Source organism: Mangrovibrevibacter kandeliae, from assembly GCF_024519155.1.
Lineage (GTDB): Bacteria > Pseudomonadota > Alphaproteobacteria > Rhizobiales > Rhizobiaceae > Mangrovibrevibacter > Mangrovibrevibacter kandeliae.
The window spans coordinates 1,136,466-1,152,001 of the sequence record NZ_JANIFJ010000001.1; the positions used below are offsets into that span (position 1 = coordinate 1,136,466).

Sequence of the window (15,536 nt, forward strand, 5' to 3'; positions counted from 1 at the left end):
CGGACTACTTCTTTGCCGCGTTCCAGAAATACGGCCACGGGGAGGGGTCGACGCCCTCGAGCGACTTCGCTTCGCCGAGCAGGGCATTGAAGTTGCCGACCTTGATGAAGCCGACGTCCTCGTAGTTCTTCTTCTGCAGTTCGGCGAAGATCGCCTTGCGCTTCTCGGGGTCGGTCTCGGAAACGAAGGCGTCGGCCAGCTTGTCCTTCTCCGGCTCGGACCAGCCGACGCGCGAGGAGGCGAACCACATGTCGGTCAGCGCCGGTTCCGGCAGGAAGGGCGAGTGGGAGATGTAGATGTCCCACAGACTCGGATCGTCGCGGCGCTGGCCGAGCGTCGCCCAGTCGACGACGTCCATCTGCACCTTGAAGCCAGCCGCCTCCAGCGCCTGCTTGGCCACCTCGGCCATCTTGTAGTGGAATTCGTACTGGCGCGAGGTGAGGATGCGCAGCGGCGTGCCGTCATAGCCCGCCTCCTCCAGAAGTTCGCCGGCGTTGTCCGGGTCGTTCTGGTCGTAGAGTTCGGTGCCGGCGTCGGTGTTCCAGGCCCAGCCCTGCGGATACATGGCTCCGTCGACCTTGAAGAACTTGTCGTTGCCAAAGGCCGCGAAGAGCATGTCGTCGAAGGGCAGGGCGGTGAGAAGCGCCTGGCGGATCTTCTGGTTGCTAAGAAGGCCCGCCTTGTGGTTGATCGCCCAGATCGGCCAGCCGAAGGGCTCGAGCAGCACGGGCTTTGCCTTGTCGCTGGACGCGACGCGGTCGTAGCTTTCCGCCGGCAGTGAATCAGCGAAGTCAAACTGGCCGGAGAGCAGGCCCTCGACGCGTGTGTTGGGATCGGGAACCGGCACGAAGCGGATCTCGTCCGGAACCTGCCCGCGCTTGCCCGAACCGCCGTTGGCAGGCTCGTCGCGCGGCACGAACCCGTCGAAACGGACCAGTTGCAGGTACTGGTCCGGCACGTGCTCGCCGTACTTGTAGGGGCCGGTGCCGACCACTTCGGCGATCTGGCCGTCGCCCTGCGGCAGGATCTCCTCCGGATAGATCGCGGCGGCCGAATTGGAGAAGGCGAGGAGGGAGAGCAGCGGCGCGTATGGGCTGCTCATCTTGATCTCGATCTCGTACATTCCCTTTGCGGTGACCGACTTCACCTTGTCGGCGACCACCTTGCCGCGCGAGGCGACCTTCAGCCAGCGCTGCAGCGAGGCGACCACGTCGGCCGAGTCCATCGCCGAGCCGTCGGAGAAGCTGATCCCCTCGCGCAGCTTGATGTCATAGGTCTTGCCGTCGTCGGCGATCGTCGGAAGATCCTCGGCGAGAAGCGGCGCCACGGCCCAGGAGCTGTCGAAGGTGTAGAGGGTTTCGACCACGTGCTGGGTGACGATCGAGACCACGTCCTTGGTGGAGACCATGGGATCGAGCGTGTCGGGCTCGCCGATGATGGCGACGTTGATGACCTCGTTGGCGGTGGCCGGCAGAGCGGCCGAGGCGAGCGCCGCGGCGAGGACGAGGGACAGGCAGTTCTTCATCGGCATATTCCCCTATTATGTATCAACCTCCATAATTACAGATGTTGTTCGCAGGGGAAGCGTCCTGTCAAGCGGCAGCAGGATTTCGCAGGCGAGAGACCTGCTGGCGCGCTTGCCTAGCCTCTTAATCGCGTTGAACGCCGGCTCCGCTCATACGATGCTGACCGCTTCCCTTCCGAGCCCGCCGCCGCCGGCGATCCATGGCACCGGTCATTCTCGAACAGGGCTATCCGCGCGCGGAATTTGTGTCCGTTCAGCATCGTGCGCAACTCGTCCAACGTGATGTCAGACTGCTTCTCGATGGCAGCGTGGATGTGCCCCGCATGGTCCTTGATCTTGCCGGAGCGACGATCGCCACCTTGCGGCTGTGCAGCCGGCGTGCCGTGCTGAAGCGCCAGCTGCCGCCAGCGGATCGCAGGCAGGCTTAATCAGAAAACCTGCTTCGTGTGAATCCTCACCGACTCGCATTGGGCGAAGACCGCCCTAAGCTGCCGCCTCCGGGCCGTCGAGCCCGTCGGCGAGCATCCGCAGCAGCCTGCTCAAGTCGTCGAAGTCCTGCCGGCTCCAGTCGGCGAACAGCGCCTGCGCCATCCGTTCGCGCGCGGCGTCGACCGCGTCGGTCGCGGTCCTGCCTTGCGGCGTGATGATCGCCTCGCGAACTCGCCTGTCGGTCGTGCCCGCCCGGCGGGTGACGAGGCCGAGTTCGTCGAGGCGCGCGACCTGGCGGCTGACCGTGGTGTAGTCGCGCCCGACCCGGCTGGCGAGGTCGACGACGCCGATCGGCCCGAGCCGCTCCACCAGCACCAGGAGCGGGAACAGCGCGCGTTCAAGGCTCAGCCCCGCCGCAGCGAGCATCTGTTCGTCGCGCTCGGGCCGGTTCATCTCGCTGACGATGTCGATCAGCGAGCGGTGCAGGTCGGGAAGGTTTTCCCGAATATGTGCGCTCTGCACTTTGTTTATTGACACGCCGATGCTCCTCCAGGTATGTATGTATCGTACACACAAGGAGGCTCAAATGGAAGGTGGTACAACCCAAGTCCTGATCGTCGGCGCGGGCGCCGCGGGCCTGACGCTGGGGATCGACTTGGCGCGACGCGGCGTCTCGTTCCGCCTGGTCGAGAAGCTGCCTGAGCCGTTCCACGGCTCGCGCGGCAAGGGCATCCAGCCGCGCAGCCAGGAGATCTTCGAGGACCTGGGCGTGCTCGACCGGCTGGTCGCGATCGGGGGAGAGTATCCGCCGCAGCGCGAATACCGCGCCGACGGCAGCTACGAGGAGAGTTTCGTGGTGGAGCCGGTCGCACCGACCCCGGACGAGCCCTACCATATCCCGCTCCTGGTGCCGCAGTTCCTGACCGAGCGCGTGCTGCGCGAGCGGCTGGCCGAGCTGGGCGGGGCGGTCGAGTATGGCGTCGAGCTGCTCGGCTTTGAGCAAGACGCGGACGGCGTGACCGCCCGGCTCGCGACGGCCGAGGGCGAGGAGACGGTCCGGGCACGCCTCCTGGTCGGCACCGACGGTGGGCGCAGCTTCGTGCGCCGCTCGCTCGTCATCGCGTTCCCGGGCAGGACGCTGGCCGTGCGCGCGGTCGTCGCCGACGTGACACTGACCGGCGTCGGCCGCGACGCGTGGCATCGCTGGAACGAGGGCGACATGGCGCGCCAGATGTCGCTCTGCCCGCTGCCGGGCACGGCGATGTTCCAGGTGCAGGCGCCCGTCCCGCTCGAGGGCGATGTCGACGTCTCGGCCGAGGGACTCACCCGGATGATCCAGGAGCGCACCGGCCGTAGCGACATTGTCGTCCAGTCGGTGTCCTGGGGTTCGGCCTACAGCATGAACGCGCGCCTGGCCGACCGCTACCGCAATGGCCGCATCTTCCTGGCAGGTGATGCGGCCCACACCCATCCGCCGACGGGTGGCCAGGGGCTGAACACCAGCGTGCAGGATGCCTACAATCTCGGCTGGAAGATCGCCGCGGTGCTGGGCGGCGCGCCGCCCGACCTGCTCGACACTTACGAGGAGGAGCGCCGGCCGGTCGCGGCACAGATGCTGGGGCTCGCCACCAGGCTCCTCGACGCCGCCAAGGAGGGCATCATCCGTCGCGGCCGCGAGGTCCACCAGCTCGACATCGGTTACCCGGGCTCGCGGCTCGCGGTCGAGGCGCCCGAGCGGTCGGGCGGCATCCTAGCGGGCGACCGCGCGCCGGACGCGTCGCTGACCGGCGCGGCAGGCCAGCCGGTGCGGCTGTTCCAGCTGCTGACGGGACCTCACTGGACGCTGGTCGGCTATGATACCGCGCGGGATGCCGGCCCCGCAGCGGCCAAGGGCGTCCGGGTCGTGCGAATCGGCGCCGACGGCGACCTGCGCGACGATGCCGGGCATTTCGCCGCCGCCTACGGTCTGAAGCGCGGCAGCTGGATGCTGATCCGGCCCGACGGCTATGTCGGTGCCATCGTGGAGGCGGGCGAGATGGACGCCCTCGACAGCTATCGGAACGATGTGGGGCTGGGGGCTCGCGCGGTGCGCCGGCAGTAGCCGGCAGTAGCCGGCGCTGGACGCGGAGCCCGAACCAATTACGGCGGGGGCGCGTCGAGATGCCGGGCCCTGGCTCCCTACCGTTGGCGCTGGCGGCCGCCGCTGCCATGTCCTGGTTTGCGCGGCGGAGCGGCGGTCCGTCATGGCTTGAACTGGCGGTCGAGCTCCCCTTGCCCAGCAGCCGAATGCTCGCATTCGGCGAAAGGGGCCAAGGCAAAACACGTTGATGCCTCACGCAGGTTCGCCTGGCGAAGCTCGCGGACCTCACGCTTGAGCGCCTTGATCGGGTCGCGCTCCTCGCTCGTCTGCCCGGCGCGCACGCCCCGATCACGCTCGGCCTGACGCACCCACTTGCGCAGCGTCTCACCGGAGCAGCCGATCTTCGCCGCGATGGAGGCAATCGCCTCCCACTGCAAGCATAGTCCCTCTGATGCTCTCAAACCATTGGGACAGCCCGCTCACGGACCTCCGTCGAATATCTCTTCGATGTCGCTTTCGTCATGACGACCCAACTCTCTCTCAGAAATTGAGGTCTCCGGAAAGCCGGTGCGGTTCACAAGGGCTCAATGCCCGGCGCCGCTATGTTATGACCACCGATAACGAGCCCGAGCAGCCAATCTTCCGGGAAAACCCTAGTTCCCATCAAAGGGCGCCTGCCGGAGAAGGTGAAGGTGGCGCTCATGTCCTGCAAGAACCAAGGTTGCGCGAAACTTACCCGCGTATCGCGTCCATATTTATCTATCTGTTAAAATGTGGTTAAACATATCCAGAGAGTACACAAGAGTTTCCAACTGATGTCTGCGGGCTAACGCGTAATCGCATGATGTGGGGAATTGCAGATGGCTTCTGTCTTGGCTGTAGGATCGCTTAAAACTGCTGGAAGCACAACTCTGGCCCTCACTCTAGCGAGTGTTGCCGCGGCCGCAGAAATTCCCGTGATTCTGGTGGATGGTGCACGTGACGCTGATCTTCTTACTTGGTCCGCTCTTGCAGGTCGTCCAAGTCTTATAACGGTGGAGCGCGTGGGAGACGTCGGTGCAATGGAACGGCTGGTAAGAGCGGGTCGCCGCGACGGCAGCCTGATGATACTGGACTGCGGCGACAGAGCCGACTTCATCAAAGCGGGCGCTCGCCTGTCAGACCGGGCGATCATTCCCCTTCGCTTCTCACCGCTCTCGGCTTATGCGGCTCTTGCAACCGAGATGCTGTTGGCGTCAGACGCCAAGCACGGTCGGCGCGGTCGTGACTGGTGCCTAGCGGCTAGTGCAGTGGCCACGATCCCGAGTCGTGTCGCTCGTGCTGTAGAGGCTATCGTCTCGCAGAGCGTTGCCTCCAAGATCAGCATCGGCTTAACGTCGCGTGCCGCCTACGAAGCTCCTTTTATTCACGGTGGGACAATCTTTACCCTTGAGGATATCAAGGCACCGGGCCTTGATCGAAGCCGTGCCGAAGCAGCTTGTTTTGCTTATGAAGTTGGGATACTCGGGCGCATCCCTCGGTCCGCGATCAACTCCTACGTTCTGCTGCGCGCTGCCGCTTGAGGCCTGCACGGGCTTGCCGCCGCCCATTTACACTTTGTGCAAGCAGAGTATCAGGGTTGTCGTGCACCGGCTTCACTGGCGACTTCAGCAGTATCTACGGACCGGCGTCATGTCGATATCAACGAGCACGCATAGGACCCGGCGCCGACGGCCGGGCCCTAAGGTTGCGGATCAGAATGTGGATTTGATGTCGTCGCGCATCGCTTGAGCTTGGCCTACGGAGCGGGAATACTGCTCCCAGGCTGAGCGCACCCAAAGGAGGTTCGCACTCAGCGCCTCAGCGATGCTCTCCAGCTGATCGAGAGCCCGCTGGTTCTTCGTGAACTGTGTGGCCAGATCCGTTGCCGCCTCACCGTTCTTAATTCCGTCGATCAAGGCTTTCACCACCCGACCACTCTCCTGCACTTCCGGCAGGACACGAGCAAGCGCGCTGTAGAGTTTGTCCCGCTCGTTTTCTGCCGTCTCAAGCTGCGGCCTCTGCTGCTCCATCACACGCAGCATGCTCTTCCAGTCTCGAAGGCGACGGTCAATGTCTTCGCTGACAGTGTTAAAAGCTGCTCCGTGTCGGCGTGCTGGACGATCTAGTCCTGCGGGCACTGCCGTGCCGACGCTGCGAACGCGGTTGCGAGTTGGCTCTTGATTGAACGCTCTCGACAGTTCCCTCTCGAGCGAAGCTTCGGTGACAATGTCAAGTTCGTCTGCGGTAGCGGTCGGCATTTCACTCTCCTAGCCATTCCGATGCCCCAGTAAGTATCTGTAATCGCCGGAAGGTCTAGCGGATTGCTAATAAATGGTTAAATATCAGATGCTAACAATTTTATACAACGTCGTTGATTATGCATCCGTTGAAGGCCCTCGCTGCGGCGATTCCGAAAGTGCGAGAACAGCGGCCATCACCTCATCGAGATCTCGCTGTAGGCCGCTAAACTGATCGCGCGGCAAGATCACGTGTGCCTCACTTATTACACTTAGAACCTGCTCAGCGATCGTTGCCGTAGGCTGATAAGCGAACACGCCCCGTAGGATGATCCCAGAAATCCTCTCGATAAGATCATCCTCCAATGTTCAAGTCCTGGTCTTGAGGGAACAGCTAATTGCGGCTCAGCTTTAGTGCTTCACGCTTCAGGATTTCAACCTCGGCCGTTACCGCGCTAGCTCTCACCACTGCGGCCTGCGCTACCAGACCCCAACGCATGTAGTCGGCTGTCAGCAGCCAGAGCCTCGCGGCAGCCCCGGCCAGAGCCGCCGCGTCATCGGTGGTGTCCAGCTCATCTCGCATGTGTTTGTCCCCAAAAATCAACACGCCCTGTTTACCATCGAAAATTCCGCAGTCGCAGGGGTGCAGAAAATTATCACGTGGATAACTCAGGCGCCGGGTGAGCTGTCTGTCTGCCGCCAGCAGAGTTAACCACTTACTAATTTGGACGTGGAACGTTTCGGAGATCCCGTCATATGTAAGTTGCACAAGCTGAAACTTATGCAGTCGGAGTAGTGTAATGAGTATCTCTGAAATGGATGGTGCCAATCCCGAAGCAGCTGACGCTGTGGCCGCTGAACCCGCCCGAGTGAGTTCCCCTCCTGCGCATCAGGTACGCCCGGCCATTCGGCCGCCCGCAGTCTCAGGCGAGGCGCTGACGCGTTTGCCGCAGCGCATTCCCGGCGGTTTCCGCTCGGTGAAGGACGACTTGGATCGTAGAGCGCGAGACTGGAAGAATATGGTCCGACTTCTGGAACAGCTTCGGCCGCAGCTTGAGATCGCGGAGTCTGAGCGGGACAAGTTGTACTCGAAGTTGGGTCGCGTCGTTGCGCAGGCCGAAGAGAGTGGAAAGGTGCTGCGGAGTGCGCTCGAAAGCACGAAGGCGGGAGAGGCGCCGGGCGACATCTCTAACCTGTTCGCCAAGAACCTTGCCGGCCTTGAGGAGCTTGAAAACGTCGCCGAAAATCTTACGTCTAACGTGCTTTGGGTCCGGGCAACTTGGGAACAGTACGCTCAGACTGTTCTAGAAGCGCAGAAGCTGCGCGATGAGCTGCAACGTGGCTGAAGCGGAGCGTCGCGCTCGACGCATCTGATTCGACCGAGCTGCGGGATCAAGTAAAGATATCGCCGCTCCAGCTCTTGTTCTGGAGCGGCGGGCGGTGATCGCCGTTTGGATACGCTCGGTGCTCGGGATCTTGGCTAATGTTCAGTCTTCGGTCATTAGTGTCAGGTGATTATTATATGAGCGGATATGACGCTGCCCGGTAATCGTCGTGAACGACGCCAACGCCATCGTCGAAGCCACGGTCGCGGGCGGCGGCATCGTCTGGCCCCGTCGTGGCACGGCGCTGGCCATGCGCGCCGGCGCACTCGTCCCGTGTGGTCGACTGCCAAGGCTAGGTGATGGCGATTTCGCTGGTGTGACGAGAGGGTGCGGGAACCCAGCACATCGATGAGGTCATCGCCTTCCTGAAGGCCAATCGGTCGTCCTTCTTTGAGGACCGCGGCCGCCGCGGCGAAGCTTCGTGCCCCTCGAATGCTAGGGCAGCCGTCTGCTCAGCTTTCTTGTAACGTGCAGACCTGCCGCTGAGTTTTCCCTTCACCTGGAATTAGAGTCGCCTTGATTGAAGGATGGCCAGATGAAGCGGAAGCGGTTTCCAAAAGAATAGGTCTTCGGGCCGAATGCGAGAGTGCTTGGAATGCGCAGCGGCAGGTGCGTGCCGTGTGCATCACCGTTCCCGCGGTCACCGAGGTCTGCCTTCGGCCGCCTGGCTCCTCGCCCTTTCTCGCGCACTGGAACAGCCACGGCCGCATCTCAAGGCGCCAGCCCTGCGTGAGCCGCAGTGCGGGCAGGCGAAGCGGTCGGGCCACCGCGTTCGCGCAAGGTGCTCGGCCCATGCGGCGTCGTCCGGGAACGTTGCCATGAAACGCTTGATCGACGGCGGTTTGTCCTTCTTCCGACGAGTCGGGAACAGGGCCTCACACATGCCAGGACCGTAGGCGACGGCGTCAAGCCCATCACGCGGCTTTCCGAGGTATGGTTAGCCGCTTGGCGAGGCTGACAGCAGTGTTCATCACAATAATTTTGCAGGATTTCTTTTTATAAGATCTCCGCTTTCCATATTTCGAGAACGTGTTTCCGTTTCGTTAAAACGATTCACCTATGTTCAGGGTGCCGGATCACCAAAGCCGATCGCGTGAACGGTTGTTTCTTGTCATGGTCGGCGGAGCGTCAGTGCAATGCTCAACTTCATGAACTCGGACCCGGCGAACGTCCTTGCAGCGTTCGGCCAGTCGCTGGCGATCATCGAGTTCACCCCCGACGGCAAGATCCTGTCGGCGAACGAGAACTTCTGCCGCGCGATGGGCTACGACCTCCGCGAGATTGTCGGCCAGCACCATCGCATGTTTGCGGAGCTGGCCTACGCCCAGTCGCCCGAATACCAAGCGTTCTGGGCCCGCCTCGGATCAGGTGAGTTCGTCGCCGGCGAGTTCAAGCGCTTGGCGAAGGGCGGACGTGAGGTCTGGATCCAGGCTTCCTACAACGCGGTCAAGGCCGGCTCCGGCAAGGTGTACAAGGTCGTGAAAATCGCCTCCGACATCACGGCGGCGAAGCGAACGGCGCTCGAGGCGATCGGCAAGCTGAGCGCGGTTTCGCGCGCCCAGGCGACGATCGAGTTCACGGTCGACGGCACGATCCTGGCGGCCAACGAGAACTTCCTCAACGCCGTCGGCTACAGCCTCGACGAGATCCGCGGCCGGCACCACCGGATATTCATGGATCCGACGGAGGCGCAGTCCCCCGCCTATGCCGAGTTCTGGAGCCGGCTCGGCCGCGGCGAATTCATCGCGGACGAGTTCCGCCGGATCGGCAAGGGCGGCCGGGAGATCCACATCCAGGCGTCCTACAACCCAATCTTCGACGAGAACGATCGCGTCATCAAGGTGGTGAAGTTCGCAACTGACATCACCGCCCGCGTCGCCGCGGTCCAGCAACTGGGCGCATCCCTGCGGCACCTGGCCGGGGGCGACCTGCAACAGCGGATCGACAGGGCGATGACGCCGGCGCTGGAGCCGCTGCGAACGAACTTTAACGACTCGGTCGCGCAACTGGAGGAAACCATCAGCGCGATCGTTGGGGCGGTCGGAAAGATGCGGGACGGCTTGAACGAGATCACGGTTGCGGCGGGCGACCTGTCGCAGCGCACCGAGCAGCAGGCGGCGAGCCTTGAGGAAACGGTCGCGGCTTTGTCTCAAGTCACCCACGGTGTCAACCTGACGGCGCAGCGTGCTGACGACGCCCGCGCGGTCGCTACCGTCGCCCAGAACGAGGCGGAAAGGGGCGGTACGGTGGTCGCGGAGGCGATCGAAGCCATGAGTGACATCGAGGCGTCCTCTGACAAGATCGGCAAGATCATCGGGGTGATCGACGAGATCGCGTTCCAGACTAACCTTCTGGCGCTGAATGCTGGGGTGGAGGCCGCGCGGGCCGGCGAGGCGGGACGGGGCTTCGCCGTGGTCGCGCAGGAAGTGCGAGGCCTCGCCCATCGCTCGGCGGAAGCGGCCAAGGAGATCAAGGACCTGATCGCCATGTCCAGCCAGCAGGTCGCCCAGGGCGTCAGTCTCGTATCGGCATCCGGCCAGAGCCTCGAGCAGATCGTCGGTCAGGTTAGCAGCGTCGCGAGGCTGATCGCCGAGATGGCGCATTCGGCGCGCGAGGAAGCGGTCAGCCTGAAGGAGGTCTCCGTCGCCGCCGACCAGATGGACAAGATGACCCAGCAGAACGCCGCGATGGTCGAGGAGACGACGGCCGCCGCGCAGTCGCTGCTCGGCGAAACGCAGGAACTGGAGGAGCTGACGGGCAAGTTCAAGACCGGGGGACAGGCGCGAACCCATGCTCGCGAAAGCTCCGCGCAGCGCGCACCTGCCGTCCAGACCGGTTCCGCGCGCCCGGCGCAGGTGGTGCAACTGCGGACGATCAGGACCGCCGGCGGGGCCACCAGTCCGGTGCAGGTCCGAAGCGAGTGGAAGGAGTTGTGAGGCTCCAAATCGAGCCGAAGAAAAGCGCCTCGCCCGCGGGCGCGGTTGGAGCCGGGGAGTAGACGCCCCCGGATGCGACAGGCATCTCGTGGCCCCTGTCCCCGCGTGCTCCGACGTCTCGACCGTGTCGGGACCCTGCTGAGGCAGCCGGCTCCATCGCAGGCTTACGCTGCGACTGCGGCTTTTGCGTTGCGCGGGACTGCCGTCGCGGATCGCCGGACCCGCCGACCGAACGAGCCGGGCCGGGCCGGGCCGGGCCGGGACGACCTTGCTCGCTGCGACGCCGGCGATACAAGTCGGCTGACGTTGCCCCCAAGAATTATTCAGCCGAGAGATCGTTTCCGGCGGGTGGGGTGGCCTCACGGGCGGGATGAGCGACGGGCGGCGGCGCGGAGCCATTCAATGAGCGCAGCGCCAGAGCCCGTCGCGGTTTGATGGTTGCGGCAAACTCCGCCGGAGTGCTCCAGCGGAGCTGCGAGTGCGGACGCGCCGTGTTGTAGCCGGCGCGCCGGAACGCCAGCATTGCCGGGGGGTTGAGACGCGAACAGCGTCTCGTTGAGAGGTTCGTCGCGCAAGCGGCCGTTGAAGCTCTCGATGAAGCCGTTCTGCATGGGCTTCCCGGTGCGATGTCGTGCCATTCGACTCGGCTCCTGTCAGGCCAGGCGAGGATGGCGTTCGAGGTGAATTCGCTGCCGTTGTCGCTAACGATCATCTTGGGCCTGCCATACTCGGCCACCAGCCGATCCAGTTTGCGGGCTACGCGGACACCGGACAGCGAGGTGTCGGCGACCAGCGCCAGATTCTCGCGCGTACAGTCATCGACGATGGTGAGGATCCGGAAGCGACGGCCATCCTCGAGCTGGTCAGAGACGAAGTCCAGCGACCAGCGCCGGCCCGGCGCCAGCGGCACCAGCATCGGTGCCCGCGTGCCGATCGCCCGCTTGCGGGCGCCGCGGCGGCGCACCACAAGCCGCTCTTCCCGGTAGAGGCGGAACAGCTTCTTGTGGTTGACCCGATAGCCCTCGCGCCGGAGCAGGACATGCAGGCGCCGATACCCGAAACGCCGGCGCTCTCGGGCGAGAGCGGTCATCCGCTCGCGCAGATCCTGATCGTCGGGCCGGGGTGGACCGATAGCGGATCGTCATGCGGCAGCAGCCGACGGCTTTACACGCCCGCCGTTCGCTCATCTCGTGGCGCTGCATGAGATGCGCGACGGCCTTCCGCCTGGCAGTGGGCGTCACCACGTCTTTCCCAGGAGATCCTTCAAGGCGACGTTGTCGAGCATCGCTTCGGCCAGCATCCGCTTCAGCTTGGCGTTCTCGTCCTCCAGCGAGCGGAGCCGGCGGGCCTCGCTGACGTCCATCCCGCCGAACCTGGCCTTCCACTTGTAGATGCTGGCGTCGCTGACGCCGTGCTTGCGGCAGAGCTCGGCGACCGGCACACCGGCCTCCTGTTCCTTCAGGATGCCGATGATCTGCTCGTCGGAGAAACGACTGCGCTTCATGTCCTGGTCCTTGTCGATGGGCCAGAACGAACTTCAACTGGATCAAGCCGCGGGGGCAACGTCAGCCGGACCGATGAAGCGGAAGCGGTTCGCGGAAGAACAGATCATCCCGGTGCTCCGAGAGCACGAGGCGGCGCGAAGGCTGGCATTCGGAAAACGCCGTGACGAAGATCGGCAACGCGTCGGTCATCGGGACGATCGTGTCGGCCGCGTCGATCCCGAAACTGCCGTCCGCCAAGGCCACCTCGGCGGTGACGATGGCCGGGCGTAGGCGGACGGCCATCTCGACAGCCTCCCCCTCCGACCTTCGGAACGTCTATAGCCAGCCGCGAGCGATGGCATACCGAGCTCCGAGCGAGGCCAGCGTCTTCAATATAGGGACGGTCAGCACGCCGAAGGCAGCGAGGACCAGCCTTGCAGCGCCGTTGAACGCCTTGAACTTCCGGTCGGCGATGTGAGCCTGCACAGCAATCTGTACGGTCAGGTCCTCAAGGTAGCGGTCGGTAAACGTGACGTTTTCCAGAGGGAGGTAGCGTCCGCGGACGCGGTTGCCGTACTGCCGCGGCTCCATCTGCGCTATGTCCCCGAAGAAGAGCAAATTCTTCGCCCCGTCGTCATCACGGTGATGATGGTGGAGACGCCGGGGCAGCAGGGACGCCAGCGACACGAGGGCGGCCACACAGAGCAGCGGCAACGCGAACAGGAACGCCGTGTCGTAGCCTAGGGGTAGCGGGGTCTGGGCTCGCATGAAACCGATGATCGACCCGATCCAGACCGACGTGAACGTCAGGAGGGCGGCGTTCTTCGTTTCGGCGAACTTCACGAAGTCGATCATCCGTCCGTGGTGCGCGGACAGGATCCTCTCGTAGCTCTCTTGCTGGTCGTCGTTGGCCATGGTTCTCAGGCTGCCTCTCGGATGGCCTCGTGCACGGCCCGGGGCAACGGACACCCTTCGACCGAACCGCAGCAGAGATGGCCGCGCGCGGCGGCAAACTCGAAGAACTCCCGCTCGGCGGACGCCGAGCCCTCCAGCGACAGCGCCAGCGTCGCTAGGGCGGACGCATGGTCAGCGCAGGCGATGATCGGGAGCGGCTTGCCGTCTCGTCGGCCGCACGGGCAGCGGGACCGGAGGGTCAGGACCCGTCCTGTTTCGACGCCGACCGAGACCACGCGCTGCCCGTCAAGGAAAAGCCGGACCCGATTGTGGCCCGCATTGCTTGAACGCTTCGCGGACAGGCGACCCTCGTTAAGGGCGACGGCGAACCCACCGCCCAGAGCAACCGCCGCCCGCTCCGCCGACGCCTGCTGGCGCGCCGCTTCCGGCCCGTGGGCGCGGGCATCGCCTTTGCCCGGCCACCGTCGGAGGCTGTCGACCGCAATCTGGCGCCGCAGGAAGGTGAGGAGCTTGCCCCACCAGAGCACGACGTTGTCCTCCGTTGAGAACTCGAGCGTTTCCTCCTCCGCCCAGTGCAGGCAGAAGGATCCATCCACGTTGATGTGGCGCTCGGGGCAGTAGGCGGGCAAGAGGCGCGTCCCGTGCTCTCGGGCCCGGAGTGTGCCGCCAACCACCGACACCTCGATTCGGTATGTCGGAGCCAGTGCACCGGAGTCGAGCGTCGGCCGCACGGCGATCCGCACCCGACCCCGGTCCTCGGCCTCGACCACGCCGTCGTTGGCCTCGGCGACCTGCTTCACCAGGTCGAGGAGCGCCATCTTCAGACACCGTCCTCGGCATAAGGCCGGAACGTGGTCTCGGCGGCGCGGGCGGCGGCCGGGGTGGACAAGACAGCGCTGGCCGCACGGATGGCCTTTGCCGCGGCGTTGTTGTCGGCCTCAAGGCTCTCCATCACGACGTCGTAGGTCAGTCCGGGCTTCAGCCTGTTCACGCCGAACAGCGTACGCACCGATGCAGGCCCCGCGTCGTATGCTGCCTTCCCGATCGCGGTTTCGGACCCGTCGCACCGCTTCTGCTCGTTCTCGGCGCCGATGACGGTGCGCCCGATCGAGCAGCGGGTCCTTGAACCCTGGACGCCGAGCCGAGAGAGCGCGGTCTGGCCGAACTCGAATCCTATGGCGAGCCCCAGCTCGTCGATCTCCACCCCGGCGTCGGCGAGGCGCTCCAGCGCGAGGTCGAAGCTGCTCCGGAGGGCCCCTGCGCAGATCGCCCCCGTAGACACCGTCGCCGTCGCGTTTGTTGCGGCCGCCGTTCCCTCCAGCAGGTGGCCGTGGACGCAGTCGCCGATGAAACGGACGCGGCGCCCGCCGAAGTCCGACGTGAGCACGCGGTCGAGTTCGGCGCGGATCACGTGGAGGCAGCGGACGACGTCTTCGGGATCGTCGTCGATGTGGGCATCGACGTAGGCGGTGAAGTTGTTGATGTCAGCGTAGACTGAGACCGTCTCCATGCGTCGAGAGTTGCCGGGCGTGAGCGACGGGATGTCGAGATGCCGGATTGGCGGCGTTGTCCGCGAGAACACGAAGGACCCGATTGGGTAATCGTCATTGTCCTTCCGCCAACCCTTCACGATCGCGTCCTTCGACACCTCGAGGTTCGCGGCCTCGACCGAGGCGTCGATCTCGTCAGCGGTGAGGGCCGTGTCCGCGACGTCGTCCTCATCGAGCTCGTCCAGATCGATTGCGCGGCGGGCGTCGTTCGTTAGGTAGATGCCGACGGCACCGTCGCTAGACGCCAGCTTGGCGGCCATGTTGGCCGGCCGGCCGAGGAAGAGCGGTTCACGGTATCCGCTTCGGCCGTTATTGACGACCAAGGCTCGACCCGTGTCGATGCCGACGCGAACTTCGGCGTTCGGGATCTTTCCTTCGTCATCGCCTGTCTCGGAGAGGACGTCGGTGACGAGCTGCGCGATCGCGACAGCACGGTGCACCCGCGTCGCCTCGTCGGACTCGCCATACGGCTTTGCCACTACGGCATGAAGGCGCTGGCCGTGAAAGTCGACCCGACGCGTGTCAGTCTTCTGAAGGATGCGGTGAACCGCCCGCTGGTGGAGGTCGAGGAAGCGAAGCGCGCGCTTGTGGGCAGTGACACCGTCGACTTCGGTCGATGAGAGGATGGCCTCGAAATTTTGGATGTCGACGTAGAGATGGACCGCGTCCATCCGGTACGCCTTGTTAGTTGGGATAGACTCCAGCGACGTCTCCCGCTTGTAGTCCACGATGGTGACCGTCTCGACGTCCTTAATACGAGCATCGATGGCCGACTTCGCACGATCATGCTTCCAGTTGTTTGCCACGGTGGCTCTCCTGCCGTTCGGATCCGCACGCTTGGGCATCTGTGCGAGGCGGATCGTTCATGCCGGACACTCGAGGCACGAACCGAGTTGCTCGTTTGTTCTTGATTGCGTTCCTGCGCGCCAGACGGCGCGCAGGTCTTGAGCACTTGGAGAGGCCTTAGCCCCTCT

Annotated in this window: 14 protein-coding genes and 2 pseudogenes; 5 read left to right on the top strand and 11 right to left on the bottom strand. The window is 64.3% G+C overall.

What is annotated here, in order from left to right:
- Nucleotides 1-4 precede the first annotated feature (4 nt).
- Nucleotides 5-1,525, bottom strand: a complete 1,521-nt coding sequence (locus NPA30_RS05395; protein WP_256801332.1) for an ABC transporter substrate-binding protein — start codon at nt 1,523-1,525, stop codon at nt 5-7.
- 200 nt (nt 1,526-1,725) lie between these two features.
- Between NPA30_RS05395 and NPA30_RS05400 the strand changes: the two genes are divergently transcribed.
- The gene (locus NPA30_RS05400; protein ID WP_256801333.1) at nt 1,726-1,953 is read left to right on the top strand and encodes a hypothetical protein; all 228 of its coding nucleotides are present in this window, start codon (nt 1,726-1,728) and stop codon (nt 1,951-1,953) included.
- 55 nt (nt 1,954-2,008) lie between these two features.
- Here the strand turns inward: NPA30_RS05400 and NPA30_RS05405 are convergent, their stop codons facing one another.
- On the bottom strand, nt 2,009-2,491 hold the full coding sequence (locus tag NPA30_RS05405; protein WP_256801334.1) for a MarR family winged helix-turn-helix transcriptional regulator: 483 nt from the start codon (nt 2,489-2,491) through the stop codon (nt 2,009-2,011).
- 49 nt (nt 2,492-2,540) lie between these two features.
- On the opposite strand from NPA30_RS05405, the gene NPA30_RS05410 reads away from it, so the two are divergent.
- A complete protein-coding gene (locus NPA30_RS05410) occupies nt 2,541-4,055 on the top strand; it encodes an FAD-dependent oxidoreductase (protein ID WP_256801335.1) in 1,515 nt (504 codons plus the stop codon).
- Between the two features lie 141 nt (nt 4,056-4,196).
- On the opposite strand, the pseudogene NPA30_RS05415 reads toward NPA30_RS05410, so the two are convergent.
- Nucleotides 4,197-4,557, bottom strand: a pseudogene (locus NPA30_RS05415) (transposase); the annotation flags it as partial.
- A 337-nt stretch (nt 4,558-4,894) separates the two neighbouring features.
- Between NPA30_RS05415 and NPA30_RS05420 the strand changes: the two are divergent.
- Nucleotides 4,895-5,596, top strand: coding sequence for a chromosome partitioning protein ParA (locus NPA30_RS05420; RefSeq protein WP_256801336.1), 702 nt, complete (start codon nt 4,895-4,897; stop codon nt 5,594-5,596).
- 171 nt (nt 5,597-5,767) lie between these two features.
- Here NPA30_RS05420 and NPA30_RS05425 read toward each other — a convergent pair whose 3' ends face one another.
- On the bottom strand, nt 5,768-6,313 hold the full coding sequence (locus NPA30_RS05425) for a hypothetical protein (protein WP_256801337.1): 546 nt from the start codon (nt 6,311-6,313) through the stop codon (nt 5,768-5,770).
- Nucleotides 6,314-6,686: 373 nt separating this feature from the next.
- Entirely contained in the window at nt 6,687-7,061 is a 375-nt protein-coding gene (locus NPA30_RS05430; RefSeq protein WP_256801338.1) for a hypothetical protein, read from the bottom strand.
- A gap of 31 nt (nt 7,062-7,092) precedes the next feature.
- Here NPA30_RS05430 and NPA30_RS05435 point away from each other — a divergent pair, with 31 nt between their 5' ends.
- A complete protein-coding gene (locus NPA30_RS05435; protein ID WP_256801339.1) occupies nt 7,093-7,638 on the top strand; it encodes a hypothetical protein in 546 nt (181 codons plus the stop codon).
- A 679-nt stretch (nt 7,639-8,317) separates the two neighbouring features.
- Here NPA30_RS05435 and NPA30_RS19585 read toward each other — a convergent pair.
- On the bottom strand, nt 8,318-8,560 hold the full coding sequence (locus NPA30_RS19585; protein WP_372338744.1) for a transposase: 243 nt from the start codon (nt 8,558-8,560) through the stop codon (nt 8,318-8,320).
- A 253-nt stretch (nt 8,561-8,813) separates the two neighbouring features.
- On the opposite strand from NPA30_RS19585, the gene NPA30_RS05440 reads away from it, so the two are divergent.
- Nucleotides 8,814-10,613: a methyl-accepting chemotaxis protein gene (locus NPA30_RS05440; RefSeq protein WP_256801340.1), complete on the top strand. Its 1,800-nt coding sequence runs from the start codon at nt 8,814-8,816 to the stop codon at nt 10,611-10,613.
- A 319-nt stretch (nt 10,614-10,932) separates the two neighbouring features.
- Here the strand turns inward: NPA30_RS05440 and NPA30_RS05445 are convergent.
- From NPA30_RS05445 to NPA30_RS05465, 5 genes and pseudogenes are all read right to left on the bottom strand, one after another.
- A pseudogene (locus tag NPA30_RS05445) lies at nt 10,933-12,117 on the bottom strand (IS3 family transposase).
- Between the two features lie 61 nt (nt 12,118-12,178).
- Complete coding sequence (locus NPA30_RS05450) at nt 12,179-12,400, bottom strand: response regulator (protein WP_256801341.1); 222 nt, start codon at nt 12,398-12,400, stop codon at nt 12,179-12,181.
- Between the two features lie 33 nt (nt 12,401-12,433).
- The gene (locus tag NPA30_RS05455) at nt 12,434-13,012 is read right to left on the bottom strand and encodes a Pycsar system effector family protein (protein ID WP_256801342.1); all 579 of its coding nucleotides are present in this window, start codon (nt 13,010-13,012) and stop codon (nt 12,434-12,436) included.
- A 5-nt stretch (nt 13,013-13,017) separates the two neighbouring features.
- Nucleotides 13,018-13,830, bottom strand: a complete 813-nt coding sequence (locus tag NPA30_RS05460; protein ID WP_256801343.1) for an E2 domain-containing protein — start codon at nt 13,828-13,830, stop codon at nt 13,018-13,020.
- Between the two features lie 2 nt (nt 13,831-13,832).
- Nucleotides 13,833-15,368 carry an adenylate/guanylate cyclase domain-containing protein gene (locus tag NPA30_RS05465; RefSeq protein ID WP_256801344.1) on the bottom strand — a complete coding sequence of 512 codons (1,536 nt, stop codon included), beginning with the start codon at nt 15,366-15,368 and terminating at the stop codon, nt 13,833-13,835.
- Nucleotides 15,369-15,536 lie beyond the last annotated feature (168 nt).

Coding starts and splice junctions, on each gene's coding strand:
- NPA30_RS05425 (WP_256801337.1), bottom strand. CDS start 6,313: ATGCCGACCGCTACCGCAGACGAACTTGACATTGTCACCGAAGCTTCG.
- NPA30_RS05395 (WP_256801332.1), bottom strand. CDS start 1,525: ATGAAGAACTGCCTGTCCCTCGTCCTCGCCGCGGCGCTCGCCTCGGCC.
- NPA30_RS05400 (WP_256801333.1), top strand. CDS start 1,726: ATGGCACCGGTCATTCTCGAACAGGGCTATCCGCGCGCGGAATTTGTG.
- NPA30_RS05420 (WP_256801336.1), top strand. CDS start 4,895: ATGGCTTCTGTCTTGGCTGTAGGATCGCTTAAAACTGCTGGAAGCACA.
- NPA30_RS05460 (WP_256801343.1), bottom strand. CDS start 13,830: ATGGCGCTCCTCGACCTGGTGAAGCAGGTCGCCGAGGCCAACGACGGC.
- NPA30_RS05440 (WP_256801340.1), top strand. CDS start 8,814: ATGCTCAACTTCATGAACTCGGACCCGGCGAACGTCCTTGCAGCGTTC.
- NPA30_RS05435 (WP_256801339.1), top strand. CDS start 7,093: ATGAGTATCTCTGAAATGGATGGTGCCAATCCCGAAGCAGCTGACGCT.
- NPA30_RS05410 (WP_256801335.1), top strand. CDS start 2,541: ATGGAAGGTGGTACAACCCAAGTCCTGATCGTCGGCGCGGGCGCCGCG.
- NPA30_RS19585 (WP_372338744.1), bottom strand. CDS start 8,560: ATGTGTGAGGCCCTGTTCCCGACTCGTCGGAAGAAGGACAAACCGCCG.
- NPA30_RS05455 (WP_256801342.1), bottom strand. CDS start 13,012: ATGGCCAACGACGACCAGCAAGAGAGCTACGAGAGGATCCTGTCCGCG.
- NPA30_RS05450 (WP_256801341.1), bottom strand. CDS start 12,400: ATGGCCGTCCGCCTACGCCCGGCCATCGTCACCGCCGAGGTGGCCTTG.